The organism is Roseivirga sp. UBA838 (assembly GCF_002296035.1).
In the GTDB taxonomy this organism is placed as follows: domain Bacteria; phylum Bacteroidota; class Bacteroidia; order Cytophagales; family Cyclobacteriaceae; genus Roseivirga; species Roseivirga thermotolerans.
Map to the genome: position 1 here is coordinate 30,409 of NZ_DBHC01000013.1, position 21,349 is coordinate 51,757.

The window sequence follows — 21,349 nt, forward strand, 5'->3', positions numbered from 1 at the left end:
CTTACATCGAACTCAGGTTATTTTAGGTTGTGGACTAGTCTAAATTAGATTCCTTTGGAAGGGAGTGTTCTTAAAATATGAGGCTATAATGGCAAGCGGATATGGAAAAGTATCGCTAAGTTCTGGGAGTCTTTATGCAGATGTCTAGGCGTTTATTTGAGGCTCAGGCCGGCTTAGTAAAAACTTTAATTGGGCTGCAGTAAGGCTTATAAAAAATCTCAAAACTATTTCATTTCTTTGCACCATGTTGGAGTTGAAAAGGGACGTTTTCCGAATGTGTTCGGAGAAAGTCGGTGCACGCATCAATACCTTGGAGGCCGAGCTCAGAAGCCTGAGCGAGTCTGCAGCCTCAGATACGAAAAGCTCAATGGGCGATAAGTATGAGACTTCTCGCGAAATGGTTGGGTTGGAGCAGGAGAAGGTAAGTGAACAATTGGACGATGCGCGGCAGATGCGTAAAGTGCTGGAAAGCCTCAACATAGAGCATAGTGCTTCCAAAATTATCCAGGGCTCGTTGGTCCGTACATCAACGGTGCTTTTCTACATTGCCGTTTCGTTGGGAAAAATAACCGTAGGGGGTAAAGATGTCTTTGTGATTTCCCCCGTATCGCCCATAGGTAAAGAGCTAATGGGAAAGGAAGTTAATCATTCCATTGCTTTCGCAGGTAAGATGGAGCGTATTATTGCCATTGCCTGAGTAGTTTCAGGTATTTTATCCTTCTGCTTTTTTGGAATTAGACTGTATTAAAGGCCACCTGAAGCAACTACTGATCATTGTAAGTGCTTCAGGGTCTTCTGGCCAGGTGCTATCAGATAATCTAATTTTCGGTCAGTTGGCCTTCAAAAAGTAGCCAGCTATTAGGGTCTAACTCAATCTTTGAAGGTCGGGTACTCAGTTCGGGAGACCATACCATCTGTTTTTGGTGTACCGGAATTTTGCGGAGCTCCGACCGTCCGTTGGGGTAGGTGATTTTCACTTCCAGATCAAATAAAAACTCTCCCTGTTGGCGCTGGTTGATTTCCATTTCCAACTTTCCGTTTTTGTAGGCCCATGTGGCTTCTATCTTCGGTTGTCCGGCCTGCATTATCCACTGCTTAAAGAATTGCGCCAAGTCCAGTCCACTGACTTCTTCGAATACCTTTCTGAGGTCTTCGGTATAGGCGTTGGCTAGTTTGTACCTGGCATAATAGGTGCGGATGGCTTGCCAAAACAGTTCATCGCCCACTTCTTTTCTGAGCATGTGCAATACCCAGCCGCCTTTTTGATAAGAGTTGGTATTGAGCAGTTGCATATAATCTTCTATGGCTTTGTTTACAACGGGCACTCGGTTTTGTTTGCTATAATCAATGATTTGCTGGCGCTGCTCTTTTACACGCTGCACAAAATTGTCGCGTCCATATTTCTGCTCCATGTACAGGTTAGTAAAGTAGGTAGCAAAGCCTTCGCTCAGCCATACATGATGCCAGTTGGCTTCAGAGGCTGAGTTGCCGAACCATTGGTGGGCTATTTCATGAGCAATTAATCCTTCAGAGGTGCGCTGCCCATTTACAGAGTTTTCGGAATAGAAGATATTGGAGGCATTCTCCATTCCGCCAAACTGTGTTTTAGATTGTACGTTGGCCAGTTTGGAAAAGGGGTAGGGGCCAACATGGTTAATGAACCAATCGGTGATGGGTAGGGCAAGGGCATAGTCATGAAAGCCTTTTTCCCGATCTTGCGGATACACCCAGGCAGAAATTGGAATGCCATAAATATCTCCGGTATTTTGAATCGCAAACCGGGCAGCTCCAATAACCATTACTTTAGTAGGAATGGCCACTTCCGATCTCCAGTGAGTAAGGGTTAACTTGTCATCGATGTTCGATCGCTCAACCAGTTTTCCGTTGCCAATAACCTGATAATGTGCAGGGGCTGTCACAATCCACTCCACCGTAGCTTTGTCAGAAGGGTGATCCACAATGGGCAGCCAGTGCTTTCCGCGATCAGGCCAGTTGTCACCAAAAAAGGTGCGGTCGCCATACTTGTTTTTAGAAATAATCAGACCGTTAGCAGGAACTCCTTCATAGGCTATGAGAAAGGTGACCCTTTCTCCCGATTTTGCCGGATAGTTAAGAGTAAGTTGGTTGTTTTTGTGGCTAAAATCAATGCGTTTGCTATTGGCCATTACCACATTTACCTTCATTCCTTTTCCGTTGTTTTCGTTCACCAGGTCAAAGTGAAAGTCCGGGCTGTCTTTTAAGAAGTGAACAGTTACGTGAGCAATGCCTGTAATTTGGTCATTTACATCTGTTAGTTGTAGTTCAAAATGATAATGTTGCACATCAATGGTGGCTAACCTTTCGTAGTGCTTTTGGCCATATACACCAACCGATAGAAGCCCCAGTAGTATAGAGGTAAGAATGAATCGTTTCATTTTACCAAGCTAACTAAAAAGTGATTATTGGGAAATGATTTCTACCTCCCTCTGTTTTGAAAATGAATCAAAGAATTGATGGAGTACTGGTTAAATCAGAATTTGAAGTCGATTAAACTTGTTTGAAATCAAATTTTTCAAGCCAGCCAAAAGAGGAAAACCAAAGGGAAAGCCACTCCGGCAAGGGCCAGCCACCAACCTCTTTTCTTAAAGCTATACTTACCACTGGCAATGAACATACCCGTTAGCGCAATGATGATCATGGCGCCACCAAAAATATCGGAATACCATATCCAGGCCGAGTTGGTGGTTTGGTGCAAGTCGGCCATTTCGGCCAGTCCATATCTTCGGCCAAAAAAGTCCAGAGTACCTTCTCCGTTTTCCAGACTTACCTCTGCCATAGCATCTTGAAAGTAGATTCTTAGGTTACCGTTTTGTATTCTAAAGTTGCGGTATTCGTTGCCGACACCCGTCTGCGGAATTAGTGATTTCACTAACTCATCGTTGTATTCTTCAGTGTCTGGCAGGTTTAGCGTAAGAGGTTCCGAACTGAGGGTGTATTGACGCGAGTTAAAGGTTCTCCTGTGGTTCAGTGCTATTCCTGAAATAGAAAAGGCTAGAATAAGCCCTACAAAAAAATAGGCAATGTCTCGGTGGTAGTTGCGGCAGAAGTTCTTAAACTTTCTCACTTAATTTTATTTAGACTGATTATAGATAGCGGCAAAAATAGTGGATGAGTGATTCGAAACAAGTGCAACCGACAATTTTTTTAAATTGGCCAGATGAAAATCTGATGAATGGAAAATCTGGTAAACTTCTTTGCTGATATACCCACCGAATTTCGGGCGGGGATCTTAATTGGTGGTATAGTGGTCTTTTGGATACTGGAAGGAACGCTGCCCCTTTTTCGCTTTCAATACAAGAAGATTCGTCATGCCGGAATTAACCTTTTCTTTACCCTCACCACTATGATTATTGGGTTTGGTTTGGCAGGAGCACTATTGTATGCTTCAGATACGGTGGCTGCCAACCATTTTGGATTATTGTATATTATAGACCTTCCTCTTTGGGCTCAACTGGTAGTTGGTGTACTTCTTCTCGATTTAATAGGGGCTTACCTTGTGCATTGGACAGAACACAAGGTTAAATGGATGTGGAAATTTCATTTGGTTCACCATACCGACACTACGGTAGATGTAACTACAGGGCTGCGTCATCATCCCGGAGAAACCGTGTTCAGAATAGGGTTCACTATTTTGGCCGCCATTATTGTGGGGGCACCTATGTGGATCATCATGTTCTACCAGAGTATGTCGGTGCTGTTTGCGCACCTTACTCACGCCAATATCAACATGCCGAGATCGGTGGATAGGGCTTTATCTTGGGTTTTTGTGACTCCACTCATGCATAAGGTGCATCACCATTATACTCAGCCCTTAACCGACACCAATTACGGGAACATCTTCTCTTTCTGGGATCGCATTTTCGGCACTTTTGCTCAGGTAGATGATACCCGGGAATTGAAGTACGGCATCGATACCCATATGGACCCGAAAGAGAATGATGAAATGGGTAATCTACTAAAGATTCCTTTTCAGCCTTATAGACCTCCGGTGGGCACTAAGTTTGGAGGGGAATAGGAGTATTTCCTTAAGTCGCTAAATGTCAATCGGTTGATTTGCTAAAAAGATAAGCCATATTCCACAGTTCAATATTTTAAAACTATAATTTTAGCCTTAATTCTGTCGGTAAGTTGCTTTCAGACTCACCTCACCACTTCTTTCTAAGTGGCTCTTCCAGGGGTAAGTACCACCAGGCCCATCCCCACCACGGACGTTTTACGTTGGCCAGATCTACCGTAGGGTCAATAATGAGTTGTGGCTTTCTGCCGTTGAGCGATGCAGTGGCCTGCGCAAAAACCATTACATCCATATCCATCAGTGCGTATTCTTGCTTCAGAAACTGGGCAAACTCCCAAATCATATAAGGTTTGCCTTCCATATCATCAATTTGCCATTCTTTCAGGTAGCCTCTCAGGTCAACCAGTATGCGCTCCCCATTGGCCTTGTTTTCCAAGATAAAATTGGTTTCGCCCGATTTACTTCTAAGCTTCATATGCCAGGCATATCGATGTCCTCCTTCGGTCCAGTGCACATTACCGGGAATAAACCAATGCCTGAATGGAAGAACTAGCTGTAAGGTCACAAAAACGGCCAATGCCCAGAGAACGAGCTTTCTTTTGCGAACACCCGGCATTACATGGTCGGTTTCAACTGCAGCCGGACGAGCTAGCTTTAAGCGCACGAAAAGCTTTCTAGGCCAGTCAGGAGCAAAGAATATAGTAGTGGCACCAATCATAAACCACGGAAATATGCCTATGCTAAAGAGTTGAGAGTTCATTAGGTGGAAGGCAGTAATGAGTATAAATGCCGGCCATCGCGACTTTTTCCAAAGTAAAAAGGGCACAATGAGCAGGTCTAGCAGCAAGCCACTATATGAAATGAACAGAACCATCCATTGTTCTTCGAAATAGGTGCCTAAGATGGGGAAATCAGGGTCAAGCCACATGGCTAGTGGATAGCCCTGCAGCCAGTCTGGATTGAGTTTGGCAACGCCTCCAAAGAAATACGGCACTGCTATAATGAACCTTAAGAGCCAGAGTGTCCACAGTGGAGCCGTTCTGTTGCGCAGTTTTTTCCAAATCAGGCTGTCAACGGAGAATCCTTTGTGCGCAGGCAGAAAAATGAGCAGAAAGCTTATAAGTACCACCAAATAGAAATGATTCAGATAGCGGGCTTGCTCCAGCAGATAGGTATAAGTAAAGAGAAGGAAAAACAAACCGGCCGAAACGCGATAGAGAAAACCGATGGCAATAAAAAGAGCTAAAAGCCCCAGAATGAGCCATAGAATAAACATGTAATCTTCCGGTAGTGGCTTGAAGTTAAAGGGTGCATAGCTAAAGTTAAAGTACGGCTCAATCCAATACCTGTAGATCCACCCGTAGCGGAAGTAACGCGTTACCTCCCAAAACATGATGCCACCAAACAGTACCCTAAACAACAGAAGAAAGGCATTGTCTACCGGTTCAAACAGCTTTTCTTTCCACTGTCTGGACCATATTTCTGATAATTCGCCCGAATGCTTTGAGGTCACTGAAAAAGGGTCTGGTTAAAATTGGCGGGTACCTTGTGGTACACGACCTATAAAATTAACTAACCCCTACATTCCTCAATGGCTTTTTCCAATATTCCCATGGTTTTCTCCTCATTCATGCCAATCATAGAGGCAGGGAAGCCCACTTTTAGGTTTTGTATACTTAGGGTTTGTGCCGAAGGGTCAAAAGCATAGTCGAGTGAAATGCCATTTTTGCTCAAATAACCGCTATGGGCAACCATTTCAATGCCCTGTCCTTTGAGCTTGGCACTCAGGCAATCGAATATGGAAAGGTCTATGGAGTTAAATGTTTTGTTCATCTTCGTCTTCTTCTTGGGCATGAACGCTCTCGGCTTCTACTTCGGCTACAGGTCTGAAGTTACCTTCAGGAAGCTTTTCTTCGTCTTTGTAGTGATGAAAAACCTCAAGAATCGGAGATTCTTTAACCTCCGGTACTACAAAGGTGACCAACATGTTGTTCAGGCTTTCATGAATGCGCTCATAGGCCATCTTTACATCGTGAGCTGTAACCAGCATTATATTAGTTACTTTCTTCTCCTTGCCACTGTCTGCATCGGCCACCATATAAGATACCTTGGCCTGGTAAAATTGATCGGCATCTTTATACTCAAAAACATCTACTATTTTACTCTTAGCAATACTGGTTACGGCAAACTCGCCCATTACCCGCTGTCCCATCTCTTCATAAATTCGGGCTTCAGCTTCAGTAAACGAAAGGGCATCGGCCAGGTAGGCCTCAGTTACATTTTTCAATCGGCCGTGCTCGTCCTCTTTTTGATATTTGACTTTGCAGGTAAACCAGGTTTTCATTTGATGTCTTTTAATTGGAACGCGAAGTTAAGAGGGTAAGAATGAAAAAGAAATTTGGATTGTCACTTTCGAGTGAATTTGATCATTTTCAATTGAACCGGTCTTTCCATTACCATTGGGTGAAGAAATAAAGACCGAAGCCAGCCCTAAAGCCAGCCTGAAAAGGAGAGGGCTCGCAATTCTTTTTTATGGCAACAGAGTTGTTTTCAGACGCTTTATATAAACTTTTCATTATGAGTTTGAGGCCTTGGCTGTTCTTTGGGCAAGTTCAAAATGAGAAGTAGGAAAATATGTACTGCCTGCCTTGGTTTTCTTACCCTGACTTAGGCTGATTAAGCTATGGAGGTACTGTTTATGACGACAGGGAGACACAATGCTTAACTACGACTGAAGGCTTCCTATTCCAACGACATAAGGATAAGGCATGGGCATAGTTGGTTTTTTAAATCCATCAATTCTTCCGTATTTCGTCCCAATGAGTAGCGCAGTTTTTCCTTACAAATCGGCCATAGTAGTTACCTGTTTTCCTGAGCAAAGCCCCTGGCTGGCCAGCGAAATTGAAGCGTTGGGGTTTGAGGTAGTTTCCACCAATATTTCTGAAGTAGAAACCGTGGGTTATATGGACGATTGCCTGCGACTGAATATGTGGTTGCGAACAGGAAGCCGTGTGCTTTATCAGATACAGCGTTTCCCTGCCAAAAATGCCAACGATTTATACAGTAGAGTGCGAGCTATTCCGTGGGAAAAGTATTTGCATGCAGATGGCTATTTTAGCATTACCTCTTATGTTAAAAACGATACCATTAGAGACGATAGGTTTGCCAACGTGAGGGTGAAAGATGCCATTGTAGACCGCATGGTAGAAAAAACCGGCAAACGCCCGGATTCGGGCCCCAACAAAGACCGAACGGTTATTCACATTTACTGGAAAGAAGATAAAGTAAGGATTTACTTCGATACCTCCGGTGAAACCATAGCCAAACACGGTTACAGAAAACTGCCCTTTAAAGCTCCAATGATTGAATCTTTAGCCGCTTCGACCATAAGGGCCAGTGAGTGGGATGCTCAGACACCCTTCGTAAACCCTATGTGTGGTAGTGGTACTTTAGCCATAGAAGCCGCTCTGCTCGCTATCAATAAAGCCCCCGGGCTGGAAAGAGAAAACTTTGGTTTCATGCACATAAAGGGCTATGATGAAGAGTCGTGGCAAGGCTATCAGCGCTTAGCCAAATTGCAAATGAAGGCACCGGCTACCGGGCTTAAAATTGTGGCCTCAGACATGAACCGCGATGCCATTAAAGCTGCGCGGGCGAATGCCAAAACGGCCGGTGTTGAAGAACTGATCGATTTTCAGCTTTGTGATTTTCGAGAGACACAAATGCCGGAAGAGCCGGGAGTAATTATGATTAACCCTGAGTACGGTGAACGACTGGGAGAAGAAGAGAAGCTACTGGAGGTATACAGGCAAATCGGTGATTTCTTCAAGCAGAGGTGTCAGGGCTATACCGGTTTTATATTTACAGGAAACATGAACCTGGCTAAAAGCATTGGTTTGAGAACCTCTGTAAGAATTCCCTTTTACAATGCAAAAATTGAATGTAGATTACTGAAGTACGAGTTGTACAAGGGCTCCAAAAAACAAAAGGATTGAAAGCATTAAACGCTATTTTTCACAGCTTTCCTATCAAACTCCTGGTGGTGCACATAAAGCACAATCAGTTTTTATTGCTCTACTGGTTTTTCTTGTTTTCTACTGTGGCCGGTGGTTTCGGTAAAAATTTGGGCATTCCCTATTTGTTTCTCGATCCAATATACCTCGATTCGGTAGGGTTTTGGGGCTTTTTTATTATGGGGCTCAGCCTGGCCGGGTTTTCCATGGCTTTTAACATCACTTCTTACATTCTTGACGGATTCCGTTTTCCTTTTCTTGGCACCCTGCCAAGGCCCTTTACTCACTTTTGCCTGAACAACTCTATTTTACCACTCAGTTTCATGACCTTCTATGTGGTAAAAATTATTCAGTTTCAGCGCGATTACGGTCTGTACAGCACCGGTGAAATAGCCAACTCATTGCTTGGTTTATTTACAGGGTTCGTAATTATGCTGGTGTTGCTCTTTAGCTACTTTACACTTACTAACCGCGATATTCGGGCCGTAATGCGCAAAAAGGCCCGCAAGCAAATTAAGGCCGGCATCAGCCAGAAGCGCAATGCCTTTCGGCAGTTGCAAAGGCTGCGCAGGGGCAATGTGCGTTGCGACTATTACGTGTCTATTAGGCTCGGATTTTTTTCCACCAAGCGTTTCGAAAAGTACTACGACCGGGTGGCTATTCTTGGCATTTTTAAGCAAAACCAGCGCAACGCCATTATTGCAGAGAGTTTTCTAATTGTCACGGTTTTTGGTCTGGGTCTTTTTCAGGAGTCTAGGGCATTTCAAATTCCGGCAGCGGCCTCCAGTGTGCTGTTGCTCACGGTAATTATTATGGCTACAGGAGCCCTGAGCTACTGGTTGCGGTCCTGGGTAGTTACGGCAGCCATTGGCTTGCTTATTATTTTTAACCTGCTCTTTAGTGAGTTTAACTGGGGCTATCGTTATCCGGCCTATGGAATAGACTATACCGTTGGAAAAACTCCCTACAACCTGGACGAAATCCATGAGATTTCCGGCAAAGACGATATTGAAGCCTCCAAGGCCTATTGGCTGGACATGCTCAATAACTGGAAAGCCAAAACAGGGCAAGAGAAGCCCAAAATGCACCTGATTGCTGTTAGTGGAGGAGGGCAACGTTCTGCATTATGGACCACCAATGTGTTGCAACATATAGATTCCGTAAAGCAAGGGCAGTTGATGAACGAAACGTTTCTCATTACAGGAGCTTCCGGAGGGTTAATTGGCGCTGCCTTTTATCGCGAGCTTTTCTGGTTGGGCAACGATCCTCGGAATAGCATCCATCGACACGAGATAGGCAACCAGATTTTAAATCCTTTAATTTTCAAGCTGCTCATCAACGATATTTTCCTGAAAGTAAAATCGTTCGAATATGCCGGGCAGCGATACAAAGTAGAACGAGGCCATACGTTTGAACAGAACCTGGCCAAGAACCTCAATGGGGCACTAGACAGGCCTCTGGCCGATTATCGTTCACCCGAATACAGGGGAGAGATTCCTGCACTTTTGGTGAGCCCGCTTATTACCAATGATGGTCGTAAACTCTATATTTCGCCACATCCGGTAAGCTTTTTGAACTACCGCGATGAGGAAAATACCATTGTACAAGGCGTAGATTTCAGGTCGCTGCTTAGGGAACATCAGCCCGATAGTTTGCGGTTTCTTACAGCCCTTCGAATGAGTGCTACTTTTCCCTATGTGGTGCCCACCATAACCTTGCCCACCGAACCGCCTATTCAAATTGCCGATGCCGGTATTTCTGATAATTATGGGATTGTAGACGGACTTATTTTTCTCAATGTGTTCAAAGAGTGGATTATGGAAAATACCAGCGAGGTGGTGTTCATTACCATTCGCGATTCCAGCAAAGAAGACGAGCTTACCGCGCCCGAACCACAAAACGTAATGGAGCGGTTCTTCTCCCCAATACAGTCGGTTTACAAGAGTTGGGATAAGGTGCAGACCATAAAGAACGACCAGTGGTATGAACTCACCAAAGAGATTTTTGGAGATCATCTCAAAAGGGTAGAGTTTCAATATACCTATCAAACCCTCAACAGGGCATCGCTGAGCTGGCGACTCACAGAATTCGAAAAGCAAAACATAGTAGAATCTATTCATTTGCCCGAAAACCAATGGGCTCTGCAAAAGTTAAAGTAAGAGAGATTAAAGCCTGCCAATGGTTTTAACCGTTTTAATGAGCGGTGTAAAAAGCTATCCTAACAAGTGTTAGGAAAAAGTCTCATTTTGGCTAAATTTGCCCTTCTAGAAATGGATGATATATGCAAGAAGTAGCTCCTTATAAACCCAAGAATAAGATTAGAATTGTTACTGCCGCCTCATTGTTCGATGGTCACGATGCGGCCATTAATATTATGCGCAGAATTATTCAGGCCACCGGTTGCGAGGTAATTCACCTCGGACACGACCGTAGCGTGGAGGAAGTGGTGAACACGGCAATTCAAGAAGATGCCCAAGCCATAGCCATGACGTCTTACCAGGGGGGACATAACGAGTACTTCAAGTATATGTATGACTTACTCAAGGAGAAGGGTGCCGGACACATTAGAATCTTTGGAGGAGGTGGAGGAGTAATTCTTCCGGAAGAAATAAAAGAGCTAATGGACTATGGCATTACGCGCATTTATTCACCGGACGATGGCCGCGCCATGGGACTGCAGGGAATGATAAATGACATGGTGAAGCAGTGCGATTTTCCTACCGGACAAAACTTAAACGGAGAGGTAAATCACTTAAAAGAAAAGGATGTAAAATCTATAGCCAGAGTTATATCGGCTGCAGAAAACTACCCGGAAGAATCTAAATCTGAACTGGATAAAGTTCACCAACTGGCAGAGGCGGTAAAGACACCGGTGCTCGGAATAACCGGAACCGGAGGAGCCGGAAAATCATCGTTGGTCGATGAATTGGTAAGAAGGTTTTTGATCGACTTTAAGGAAAAGCGCATTGGTATTATCTCGGTAGACCCTTCCAAGCGAAAAACGGGTGGAGCCCTGTTGGGCGACCGAATTCGCATGAACTCCATTAACAACCCGCGGGTATATATGCGCTCGCTGGCTACGCGTCAGTCCAACCTGGCCTTGTCCAAGCATGTGCGCGAGGCGGTTCAGGTGCTGAAGGCCGCGGAATATGATCTCATTATTTTAGAGACCTCAGGCATAGGTCAGAGCGATACGGAAATTCTCGATCACTCCGATGTTTCTCTTTACGTAATGACACCGGAGTATGGAGCAGCAACTCAGTTGGAGAAAATAGATATGCTCGACTTTGCCGACATAATTGCCCTCAACAAATTCGACAAACGTGGTGCTCTCGATGCCTTGCGCGATGTAAAAAAACAGTACCAGCGTAATCACGGGCTTTGGAACGCCAAAATTGATGATATGCCGGTGTTTGGCACCATTGCGTCCCAATTTAACGATCCGGGCATGAATTCGCTCTACAAGTCCATTATGGATAAGATTGTGGAGAAAACACAGGCCGATCTAAAGTCTACTTTTGAGATTACCAATGAAATGTCGGAGAAGGTCTACGTGATTCCGCCTAACCGAACCCGATACCTTTCTGAAATTGCCGAAACAAACCGGGCATACGATGCCACAGCACTAACACAGGCCGAGGTAGCAGACAAACTATATGGACTCCAGAGGTCTATCGATACCCTAAAAGACTCTACCATTGCAGACCGCGATAGGCTGATTAAAGGCCTACAAGAATCTTTTGAGCAAGTCAAAATGGACCTCGATCCTTACAACTGGCAACTCATTGAGCAGTGGGAAGAAAAGAAAAGAAAATATTCGGACCCTGTTTATTCCTTCAAGGTTCGTGACAAGGAAATTAAAATTAAGACCCATACCGAATCGTTATCGCATACTCAAATACCGAAAGTATCACTGCCTAAATTCAGAAGCTGGGGCGATGTAATTCGCTGGTCTTTGCAGGAAAATGTGCCGGGAGAGTTTCCATACACCGCGGGAATCTACCCTTTCAAAAGAGAAGGCGAAGATCCTACCCGTATGTTCGCGGGAGAAGGTGGCCCGGAAAGAACCAACAGACGCTTTCATTATGTAAGCTTGGGCATGCCGGCCGCAAGGCTTTCCACGGCATTCGATTCCGTGACACTTTATGGTAACGACCCCGACTACAGGCCGGATATTTATGGAAAAATTGGTAACTCAGGGGTAAGTATTTGCTGCTTGGATGACGCTAAAAAGCTCTATTCAGGCTTCAATTTGTGCGATCCGACCACATCGGTTTCAATGACCATCAATGGTCCGGCTCCAATGCTCTTAGGCTTCTTTATGAATGCAGCCATTGACCAGCAGTGCGAAATCTACATCAAGGAGAATGGTCTGGAAGATGAAGTAAATGCCAAGATTGAAGCCATTTATAAAGAAAAAGGAGTAGCTAGACCGCAATATCAGGGTGAACTGCCCGAAGGTAATGATGGGCTCGGGCTTATGTTGCTTGGGGTAACGGGCGATCAGGTATTACCGGCCGATGTATATAACCAGATAAAGGCTAAAACCCTTTCTGTAGTACGCGGAACAGTGCAGGCCGATATTCTGAAAGAAGATCAGGCGCAAAACACATGTATTTTCTCTACTGAGTTTGCCCTTAGACTAATGGGCGATGTTCAGGAGTACTTTATCGAACACTTAGTTAGAAACTTCTACTCCGTTTCTATTTCGGGCTATCATATTGCCGAAGCAGGAGCTAATCCAATTACCCAGTTGGCTTTTACATTGGCCAATGGCTTTACCTACGTAGAGTACTACCTAAGCCGGGGCATGGATATTAACGCCTTTGGACCAAACCTTTCATTCTTCTTTTCCAATGGTATAGATCCGGAGTATGCGGTGATTGGCCGTGTGGCCAGAAGAATTTGGGCGAAAGCTTTGAAAAATAAGTATGGAGCCAACTCACGGGCCCAAATGCTCAAATACCATATCCAGACTTCAGGGCGATCGTTGCACGCGCAGGAAATTGACTTCAACGATATAAGAACCACGTTACAGGCCTTGTATGCTATTTACGATAACTGTAACTCTCTTCATACCAATGCCTACGATGAAGCTATTACAACTCCAACAGAAGAGTCGGTAAGAAGAGCCATGGCCATTCAGCTCATCATTAACAAAGAACTGGGGCTGGCTAAAAATGAGAACCCTATGCAGGGCTCGTTCATTATAGAAGAGCTAACGGACCTAGTAGAGGAGGCTGTTTTAGCCGAATTCGATCGAATCACCGAAAGAGGGGGTGTGTTAGGAGCCATGGAAACCATGTATCAGCGCAGCAAGATTCAGGAAGAGTCGCTTTACTACGAGACGCTCAAGCATACCGGAGAATTCCCAATTATTGGTGTGAATACCTTCCTGAGTTCTAAGGGCTCTCCAACGGTTCAGCCCAAAGAGGTAATTAGAGCTACTACGGAGGAGAAGGAGTACCAGATCAGCATGTTGGGCAATCTGCATAAGGGCAATGCTCAAAAGGCCAAAGAAATGATTGACAGGGTACAGAAAGCCGCTATTCAAAACCAAAATATGTTTGAAGAACTAATGGAGGCTTGTAAGTATTGCTCACTGGGTCAAATCACCAGTGCCTTGTTTGAGGTAGGTGGGCAGTATCGTAGGAACATGTAATGTTTCTGCGGTGGTGATCAGTTAATCGGTGATCAGAGATCAGGGCCTGAAACCCCATTTTTTAGCACCCATTTCGGGATTAAGGGGGGCGGACATCAGTTGATAGGAAATCAGTGTTTTGGATTGTCATTCCCGCGCAGGCGGGAGTCTCCGAATCACTGGCAGAGAATATACTAGTAGTGAGCTAATCAGAAATAAAGAGTTGGCAATGGCACGAACTAGTGGTCAGACCAGTAAGTAAAGTTCGCCAAGCCAACCGGATTTGGTGATTGCGAGCCGGCCTAAAGGTCGGCAGACATGGAATAAAATAAATTCTTTAAGACGTGGCGATCCGTTTGATGATTGTAAGTGAGGATGCCGAGTACCAATCGACTCCTCCGAACCTTCGTTATAAGCAAGGGTTAGTGGAGTAACTTCAAAACCTTCTTTCGAAAACGGTATACTTGGTCTTCAAAATTCTTCGGCAACTTATTGGCAGAGGTGTCACGATATAGCATACCCTGATATAGCATATCAAAGTATATGGAGCTATTCCTGAAAGGAACTTCAAAGCCTTCAGGGAGTTCCGGACTGGCACCTACTGAAAGCAAAAATGTATGTTTACCTGCCAGTTGTTTACCCATGGCTTTGTGTCTTTCGGTTAAATCCGTGAGTCTGTCGAAGAAGGTTTTCATTATTCCGCTCATGGCATACCAATACACCGGTGTAGCAAACACAATAGTTTGTGACTCGTGCACGGCCCTTGCCAGTTGATTGAATTCATCATTGGCCGGGTAGCGCTGACTATAGGAATAGCCTTCAAAAAAGAAGTTTTGCAAGTCCATAATATTTGCTTCTCCCGGAGCAAAAACCTCATTCACCAGTTTTAAGGTGTTGCTATCACTTCTTGCACTCCCTACAATAACCAGGGGCTTGGTTTTAAAACTCATAGGATCGCAACAGCTCCGGGCTATGAATAGTTCGAGAGCTTTGTTTCGTTACTTGGTGGTTCTATGGGATAAGATCGTCAATTATAAATCGAAATAAGCCAGGGCTCGTTGGCGGCAGGGCAGTATCGCCATTGGTTCAAAATTCAAGCTTTTAAGTTTAAAGTGGGCCATGGTTGCCCTTCGATTAAAGATCATTAAAGACTATAAAATCAATTCGCTGCCGTCATTCTTGCGCATCTGCACACCGCAGGCATGGGAGGCTCAATCACCGGTCGGACCACTCCAAGTGGTCCGACCGGTGGTTTAGGAAGCTCTTGGCCACAATGCCGATTACAAGGCGACTCTTGCTTACAAACGAGGACTAGTTGGGTGACGGAGAGTGCCTAAAAGCAATAAATCGAAAGGCGAAATGCTTAAGTGCTTTAAATACTTTAATCTAAACTACCTATAAAAATAAAGTCTGTGAATGAAGGTGTATCGATTACAAAGCGACTTCTCCGAATCCTCGTTCTCAACAAGTATTAGTTGGAGGCACACCACTGGCCAAACCAACAGGCAATCCGTTTGTTTGGTAGTTAGTATCCCAGAAACGTGTAGTTGTTTTGTTAAGTGAAATTAAGTAAAAGCGGCTCATTATACACTTGAGAGCCTGCAACCCTCAAAGTGGCAGGCTCCCAGGTATGTGGTCATTCTATTCGCTTAATCCTCTAAACCCTTAATTTGTACCGTGACTCCTATTGCATAGGCTGTAACAAAACAAGGTGAATTACTGCCGTTCAAGTCCTTATTAAACTCGGTCCATGTGGTAGAGTTTAACGGATAAGACTGTCTTACTAAATTGCCGTCTCCACCATTGGTTACTGCTCCTAGAACAACTCCTCCCCCAATCAATTTTTGACCACCGGCAACTTGGGCTTGCTGATTACCATGCTGTACTTCCTGAGAGCTTTGACGTTGATATACGGTGCCAGTAATATTTAAATAATCACTACGAATTCCAATAGCATACCCTACTAGCTCCACTTCTGAAGCAGCTCCAACATAATCGCATGCGCTAGCCTGCCACGACACCCAAGAGCCATTGACTTGTCGTGGACCGTTACTAACAATGAACTTGCTATGATTTCCACTTAAGATGGTAGTTTGACACCCCCCACCGGTCATTACAAAATTTGCTACAGACATATTTTGAGCGGTATCGCCTCCTGCAAAGGGGTTTGTACCTGGAGAAGCGCTTATGAATACCTCTAGATAGTTCCCAGGATCATAGACGGCTAAGGCATAGGAGGTAAGATGGCCAGAAGTGTCGGCTGGAACCATGCAGTCATGGCAGGTGGCAGTCCAGCCTGTAATCTCTAGTAGCCCTCCACCATTAGGTATTTGTTGAGTGTTTGGAAAACATCCTGTTAAAAAACTATGCGAATTCTTCATAGGAGATACTCTTGCTCCACCAGAAACAATTTTGTAATGGCTCTTAGTAATTGATACCGTTTTAGAAACAGTCTGGTACTGAACTAATGAAGTATAGTCTGAGAAAAGAGTTGGGTTCTCAAGGCTATACTTTAGAATAAAAAGATCAATGTATTGTTGAATAAACTTAGCTGCTGCTACGTTTTCTGTAGCTTGTGCCAAATCAACCATAGATATTGACTTGTATAAGCCGTATGTAGTATCCACGCTACAGGATTTAACCCATGAATCTATGTTGGTTGAAGATTGAGTAATGTCTATTGAACCTGCGGCTACAGCACTTCCGCCTACTACAAGTACTTCTTGTTTAAAACCTTTTTGTAGTCCTTTTGCATTTAAATTATAAGCAGCGTTGGCTGAAGCTGTGACAGAAACTACACTTTGGTAGGCCGCCTTAACCTGGGATTCAATTTGGGTTTGGTCATCATAGGTTTCGGTGGCCGCGCTTATATGAATTGAGAAGGAGCCGCCCAGATTCCAGCCGGTGGCTATATGAGTACCATATTTATTGACAAATGCTTTCGCTGAAGCTAAAGAATTAACTGATCTTAGATCATTTACAAATTGTTCGTCAAAGAATTCCGTGAGGTTTTGATCTGTCAATTCCGCTGTATTGGACAGATATGTGGTTCCAGTGTTGACTTCTCCAATACATGAACTGCTAAAAGAGGAAGAAGTCTTATACTCATCATGCATCATAGAGGCTTTCACAGAACCACTGTAAAAACCGAAGCTTCCTTCAACCCCAAAGGAAGCAGCAATTGATTCAAAGCTGCTTTGTTGGCTACTTTCAACTTTAAATGTGGCAGAATTAATCTGCTGAGATGTTTGTTGGGTGATGTAATTGGAAAGATTTTGCTTAAAGTTATCAGACCGGATATCATTTAGGTTGTTGACTATTTCCTTTAAGTCTTGTGCCAGATTCTGATCCACTAAATTGAAGGATTGTAATATGAATTGAGATGGAGGCAAAACCACCTTGTTTTGTACAGATGTTGAGACCATGTTTTTTTAAGTGTAATTTCTAGTCAAATTAACTAGAATTCTGATCTGTCAAAACATGCAATGAAAAACAGGAAAAAATACCGATTCCTGTAAGCGAAGTAAAAATACTTGCTTTTGCAATCTGTCTTTCGTTTTTGACCTTGTGTTATTCCGATTATAATTTAACCTGAGTTCGATGTAAGTAGTAAAATATCCCCTCTTAGGAGGTCATTGCGGAATTTTCCTCTGAAAACTTCACATACGCAAAGGAAAATATCCGCAATCTCATTTAGGCTCTGTTGAGATACCGGATAAAACAGCCCTTTTTGAGAGTTTAAGGCCTGTTTTTCCGGCATGAAGTTCTTTTCTTACATCGAACTCAGGTTACTTTTATGTGAGATCGCTACTACGGAAAATGAATTGAGTTGTAGAAAATACCTCTTAGCGAAGCCTAAATACAATTCGGAAGGCCATTCTTGACTTCACGGGTTGCCCTCTTTGTAAACCGGGTAGCCATTTAGAGCTTTCAACTACTCTTATAGCTTCTTCATCACAGCCATACCCTATGCCTTTAAGCACTTCCACATTACTCACCTCACCGTTTTTATCTACTATAAACGAAAGAAACACAGCCCCCTCAATATTATTCCTTTTAGCCTTTTTCGGGTACTTCAAGTTTCGTTGCAAGTGTTTGTGCCAACCCTCCACGCCTCCTACATATTCTGCTTGAACCTCCCTTTCTGTGTAGTGATATATATTGCCCTCTTTGTCCCAACTGGTGCCCGAAACAAACTCACCTAATTCAGAATAGTTCTCTTTATCGAGCGTGCGGCCCTCTTTTTTTCTTACCCATTCACCCACTTTAATACCCGACCTGAATTCTCCCTCAATTGTCGCTTCCATATTAAACGGTTCGGGTCCCTTATAAAAACCAGATCCATCCTTTACTAAAGTATTTCCAAGAGAATCTAATAAACTAATTACGGTATAGAGATTGGGGCTATTGTCGCCCCCAAACTCGAGAGTTGCAAAGGATTGACCATTTTCAAAACCAAGTTTCCAAACACCGATTTTGGTAAGCTTGCTATGGTTTCCTTCCTCTTTTAGCCTACCATTTTTAAACAGGGTTCGGCTAAAGCCCTCCAAGATATTCTGTTTGTAATGGGCATAACCGTAGGGCTCATGACTAGGGAAAAAGCGATCTACTTTGCCTTCTCTATTTTTACCATTGTTTAGCTCATAGTATGCCGCATGTTCTTTTTCTGAATCATCAAGATGTACATGATAAGCTGAATAGTATGTGGTGTCGTTGGCTTGAGAAAAGAGGTTAAAAGACAAAAGGAGGCAAACTCCCGAAAGAATAAGTGTGCGCATAGATCAGTTTTTTAAAGGAGCTAAACTAATCCATCTCGAATAATAAATTCTGATAAGCCGAATTTAATTCGTTTAGTATTTTATGGTTGCCCTGAATTTTAGCCAGGGCAATACCGTCTTCATAAACTTCCAGCGCTTTTTCTTCTTGTTCTAACTGTGTCAGAAGTTGCGCTGCCTGATAGTAAGTGGGCAAATAGTCAGGAAAATCGCTGAGCACCTTTAGCAGTATATTCAATGCTTTCGGGGCATCAGAAGCCATATATTCATTGGCCAGAGCATAGTAGTTAAAGGGTTCGTTTGGTTCTTGCTCAATATACTTTTGGAGGAGTTCTATTCGCCCGCTATTCATCTTTTCGCCTCGTTTTTATTTACTTCATTATTGACTATCTTCGGGGCAAATTTAAGGATAACCTTGGGTTTTAAACCTTTCCGATTAGCTCCATTTTTCTGAACACTTAGGCTAACGTGGGGTTGAATTATAAAATCATTAAACTATAAAGCAAGCATGAACATACTCGTTTGTATTACACATGTTCCGGATACCACCTCTCGCATTGCTTTTACCAACGACAATACAGAATTCGATAAAAACGGGGTTCAATTCATTATTGGCCCTTACGATGACTACGCGTTGGCAAGAGCTGTTGAGCTAAAGGAACAGCATGGAGGAAAAATAACAGTGTTGAACGTTGGAGAAGCAGAAACAGAGCCAACCATACGAAAGGCTTTGGCTATTGGTGCCGATGAGGCGGTAAGGGTAAATGCCTTCCCTTCAGACTCTTTTTTTGTAGCCAACCAAATAGCCGCAGTAGCTAAGCAAGGTGAATACGACCTGATTTTGATGGGACGTGAGTCGATAGACTTTAATGGAGGAATGGTTCACGGAATGGTAGGAGAACTACTGGGATTGCCTTCGTTTTCTCCCGTAATGCAACTCGATGTGGAGGGTACTACTGCTAAAATAACCCGTGAAATAGAAGGTGGTAAAGAGAAACTGGAAGTGAGCCTGCCTTTTGTTGCCGGTTGTCAGGAGCCCATTGCCGAATGGAAAATACCCAATATGAGGGGAATTATGTCGGCCAGAACAAAACCGCTCAATGTGGTTGAGCCTACTGATGCTACAGTACACAGCCAATTGAGCAAATACGAGCTACCTCCGGCCAAAGGAGCCGTGAAGATGATCGATGCCGACAACGTGGAGGAGTTGGTAGATTTGTTGAAGAATGAAGCCAAAGTGATATAACCCAAAAGCAAAAGAAATGTCAGTATTAGTATTTATAGAGTTAGAAGAAGGTAAAATCAAAAAATCTTCACGCGAGGCTATATCATATGCAGCAGCTTTAGGCAATACAACAGCCGTTGCTTTGGGGTCTGCCAGTGCCGATGAATTGGCCACAGCAGGAGCCAATGGAGCTTCTAAAGTGCTTCATGTATCTGACGAGCGGCTCAATGCGGGTCTAATTCAGCCATATGCTGAGGTATTGGCCGCTGCGGCAAATTCCACAGAAGCTACAATTATTGTAACCGCCAAGTCGTCTTTGGCCGATGCCGTGGTAGGAAGAGTAGCCGCAAAGCTGGGTGCAGGCCTTGTGTCTAACGTGGTGGCTTTGCCCGATACTTCCAATGGGTTTGTGGTGAAAAGAAGCATATATACCGGTAAGGCTTTTGCCAATACCAGCATTACCACCGACAAGAAAATTCTGGCCATCAAGAAAAACGCCATTGAATTGAAAACCGATGGTGGGCCGGCCGATGTGGAGGCCTTCTCAGTAAGCCTGGATGATGCTTTGTTCAATGCGAAAATAACCGCTACCGATAAAGCCGAAGGTGATGTGTTGCTGCCAGAAGCTGATATAGTGGTTTCAGGCGGTAGAGGTCTTAAGGGGCCTGAAAACTGGGGCATCATTGAAGATTTGGCCAAAACTTTGGGTGCTGCCACCGGTTGCTCCAAACCTGTTTCTGATATGGACTGGAGGCCTCACCATGAGCACGTTGGCCAAACCGGAGTTAAAGTTAGCCCTTCACTATACATAGCCGTTGGGATTTCCGGAGCCATACAGCACCTAGCAGGAGTCAATTCTTCTAAGTATATTGTAGTGATTAACAAAGACGAAGAAGCGCCATTCTTCAAAGCCGCAGACTATGGCATTGTTGGAGACGCGTTTGAAGTATTGCCAAAGCTCAACGAAGCACTTAAAAAGGCGCTCGCTTAGACTTTTTTATCTTGGAAAAAGTAAAGATTGAAATTTTAGGATTGTCATCGAGTCAGTCGCAATCGACTGGCTCGTTTGCCCTTGTTTTAGGAGAAGTAGATGGCGAAAGAAGACTGCCAATTATTATTGGCATGTTTGAAGCTCAGGCCATTGCACTCGAAATTGAAAAAATCACCCCCAACCGCCCCATGACGCACGACTTGTTTAAGTCGTTTGCCCATGCCTTTAATTACGAGATTACCGAAGTGATTATTTCCGATTTAAAGGAGGGAATATTTTTTGCTAAGATTGTCTGTACCGATGGGGTCAGAACCATGGAAGTAGACTCCAGACCCTCTGATGCTATTGCTATAGGTATTCGGTTTGGCGTTCCTTTTTATACCTATGAGTCAGTATTGGCCGAGGCCGGTATAATACTGACAGACGATGAGGAGATTGTCGAAGAGCAAGATGAACCCGTGGTTGTAGAAAAAAAAGGTGATCGGCTTCAGGACTTTACTATCGATAAGTTGAATGAGATGCTGGATGAAGCATTGAAAGCCGAAGACTATGAGCGGGCAGCCAAGATAAGAGACGAGATCAACCGAAGAAGTTAACCGGAACATCGTTGAAGATGCTGGCTACCCGAAAAGTCAGTTCTGAGATGGTTT

Annotated in this window: 17 protein-coding genes; 8 read left to right on the top strand and 9 right to left on the bottom strand. The window is 44.0% G+C overall.

The window, feature by feature from the left end:
- Nucleotides 1-244: 244 nt before the first annotated feature.
- Nucleotides 245-697, top strand: coding sequence for a 3-oxoacyl-ACP synthase (locus tag B3O12_RS04450; RefSeq protein ID WP_286755434.1), 453 nt, complete (start codon nt 245-247; stop codon nt 695-697).
- Nucleotides 698-818: 121 nt separating this feature from the next.
- Here the strand turns inward: B3O12_RS04450 and B3O12_RS04455 are convergent, their stop codons facing one another.
- Entirely contained in the window at nt 819-2,414 is a 1,596-nt protein-coding gene (locus tag B3O12_RS04455) for a M1 family metallopeptidase (protein ID WP_286755435.1), read from the bottom strand.
- Nucleotides 2,415-2,551: 137 nt separating this feature from the next.
- Nucleotides 2,552-3,103, bottom strand: a complete 552-nt coding sequence (locus B3O12_RS04460; protein ID WP_189629385.1) for a PepSY-associated TM helix domain-containing protein — start codon at nt 3,101-3,103, stop codon at nt 2,552-2,554.
- A gap of 108 nt (nt 3,104-3,211) precedes the next feature.
- On the opposite strand from B3O12_RS04460, the gene B3O12_RS04465 reads away from it, so the two are divergent.
- Complete coding sequence (locus B3O12_RS04465; protein ID WP_286755436.1) at nt 3,212-4,054, top strand: sterol desaturase family protein; 843 nt, start codon at nt 3,212-3,214, stop codon at nt 4,052-4,054.
- 130 nt (nt 4,055-4,184) lie between these two features.
- Here B3O12_RS04465 and B3O12_RS04470 read toward each other — a convergent pair whose 3' ends face one another.
- The 3 genes from B3O12_RS04470 to B3O12_RS04480 are packed head-to-tail and all read right to left on the bottom strand — an operon-like array spanning nt 4,185 to nt 6,398.
- Nucleotides 4,185-5,567: an HTTM domain-containing protein gene (locus B3O12_RS04470; RefSeq protein ID WP_286755438.1), complete on the bottom strand. Its 1,383-nt coding sequence runs from the start codon at nt 5,565-5,567 to the stop codon at nt 4,185-4,187.
- A 59-nt stretch (nt 5,568-5,626) separates the two neighbouring features.
- Nucleotides 5,627-5,887, bottom strand: coding sequence for a hypothetical protein (locus tag B3O12_RS04475; RefSeq protein WP_286755439.1), 261 nt, complete (start codon nt 5,885-5,887; stop codon nt 5,627-5,629).
- On the bottom strand, nt 5,871-6,398 hold the full coding sequence (locus B3O12_RS04480; RefSeq protein WP_286755440.1) for a DUF4494 domain-containing protein: 528 nt from the start codon (nt 6,396-6,398) through the stop codon (nt 5,871-5,873). The genes B3O12_RS04475 and B3O12_RS04480 overlap by 17 nt, the downstream gene beginning before the upstream one ends.
- 475 nt (nt 6,399-6,873) lie before the next feature.
- Between B3O12_RS04480 and B3O12_RS04485 the strand changes: the two genes are divergently transcribed.
- The 3 genes from B3O12_RS04485 to B3O12_RS04495 all read left to right on the top strand — a co-directional run bounded on the left by B3O12_RS04485 (nt 6,874) and on the right by B3O12_RS04495 (nt 13,729).
- The gene (locus B3O12_RS04485; RefSeq protein WP_286755441.1) at nt 6,874-8,049 is read left to right on the top strand and encodes a THUMP domain-containing class I SAM-dependent RNA methyltransferase; all 1,176 of its coding nucleotides are present in this window, start codon (nt 6,874-6,876) and stop codon (nt 8,047-8,049) included.
- Nucleotides 8,046-10,226: a patatin-like phospholipase family protein gene (locus B3O12_RS04490; protein ID WP_286755442.1), complete on the top strand. Its 2,181-nt coding sequence runs from the start codon at nt 8,046-8,048 to the stop codon at nt 10,224-10,226. Before B3O12_RS04485 ends, B3O12_RS04490 begins: the two co-directional genes overlap by 4 nt.
- A gap of 122 nt (nt 10,227-10,348) precedes the next feature.
- On the top strand, nt 10,349-13,729 hold the full coding sequence (locus tag B3O12_RS04495) for a methylmalonyl-CoA mutase family protein (protein WP_286746633.1): 3,381 nt from the start codon (nt 10,349-10,351) through the stop codon (nt 13,727-13,729).
- A 401-nt stretch (nt 13,730-14,130) separates the two neighbouring features.
- Here the strand turns inward: B3O12_RS04495 and B3O12_RS04500 are convergent, their stop codons facing one another.
- The 4 genes from B3O12_RS04500 to B3O12_RS04515 all read right to left on the bottom strand — a co-directional run bounded on the left by B3O12_RS04500 (nt 14,131) and on the right by B3O12_RS04515 (nt 18,835).
- The gene (locus tag B3O12_RS04500; protein WP_286755443.1) at nt 14,131-14,658 is read right to left on the bottom strand and encodes a flavodoxin family protein; all 528 of its coding nucleotides are present in this window, start codon (nt 14,656-14,658) and stop codon (nt 14,131-14,133) included.
- Nucleotides 14,659-15,357: 699 nt separating this feature from the next.
- On the bottom strand, nt 15,358-17,133 hold the full coding sequence (locus tag B3O12_RS04505; RefSeq protein WP_286755444.1) for an MAC/perforin domain-containing protein: 1,776 nt from the start codon (nt 17,131-17,133) through the stop codon (nt 15,358-15,360).
- A gap of 420 nt (nt 17,134-17,553) precedes the next feature.
- Nucleotides 17,554-18,486 carry an energy transducer TonB gene (locus tag B3O12_RS04510; RefSeq protein WP_286755445.1) on the bottom strand — a complete coding sequence of 311 codons (933 nt, stop codon included), beginning with the start codon at nt 18,484-18,486 and terminating at the stop codon, nt 17,554-17,556.
- Nucleotides 18,487-18,511: 25 nt separating this feature from the next.
- Complete coding sequence (locus tag B3O12_RS04515; RefSeq protein ID WP_189629863.1) at nt 18,512-18,835, bottom strand: tetratricopeptide repeat protein; 324 nt, start codon at nt 18,833-18,835, stop codon at nt 18,512-18,514.
- A 156-nt stretch (nt 18,836-18,991) separates the two neighbouring features.
- Here B3O12_RS04515 and B3O12_RS04520 point away from each other — a divergent pair, with 156 nt between their 5' ends.
- The 3 genes from B3O12_RS04520 to B3O12_RS04530 are packed head-to-tail and all read left to right on the top strand — an operon-like array spanning nt 18,992 to nt 21,295.
- On the top strand, nt 18,992-19,729 hold the full coding sequence (locus tag B3O12_RS04520) for an electron transfer flavoprotein subunit beta/FixA family protein (protein WP_189629864.1): 738 nt from the start codon (nt 18,992-18,994) through the stop codon (nt 19,727-19,729).
- 16 nt (nt 19,730-19,745) lie between these two features.
- The gene (locus tag B3O12_RS04525; protein ID WP_286742886.1) at nt 19,746-20,699 is read left to right on the top strand and encodes an electron transfer flavoprotein subunit alpha/FixB family protein; all 954 of its coding nucleotides are present in this window, start codon (nt 19,746-19,748) and stop codon (nt 20,697-20,699) included.
- A gap of 11 nt (nt 20,700-20,710) precedes the next feature.
- Complete coding sequence (locus tag B3O12_RS04530; RefSeq protein WP_189629866.1) at nt 20,711-21,295, top strand: bifunctional nuclease family protein; 585 nt, start codon at nt 20,711-20,713, stop codon at nt 21,293-21,295.
- Nucleotides 21,296-21,349: the final 54 nt, after the last annotated feature.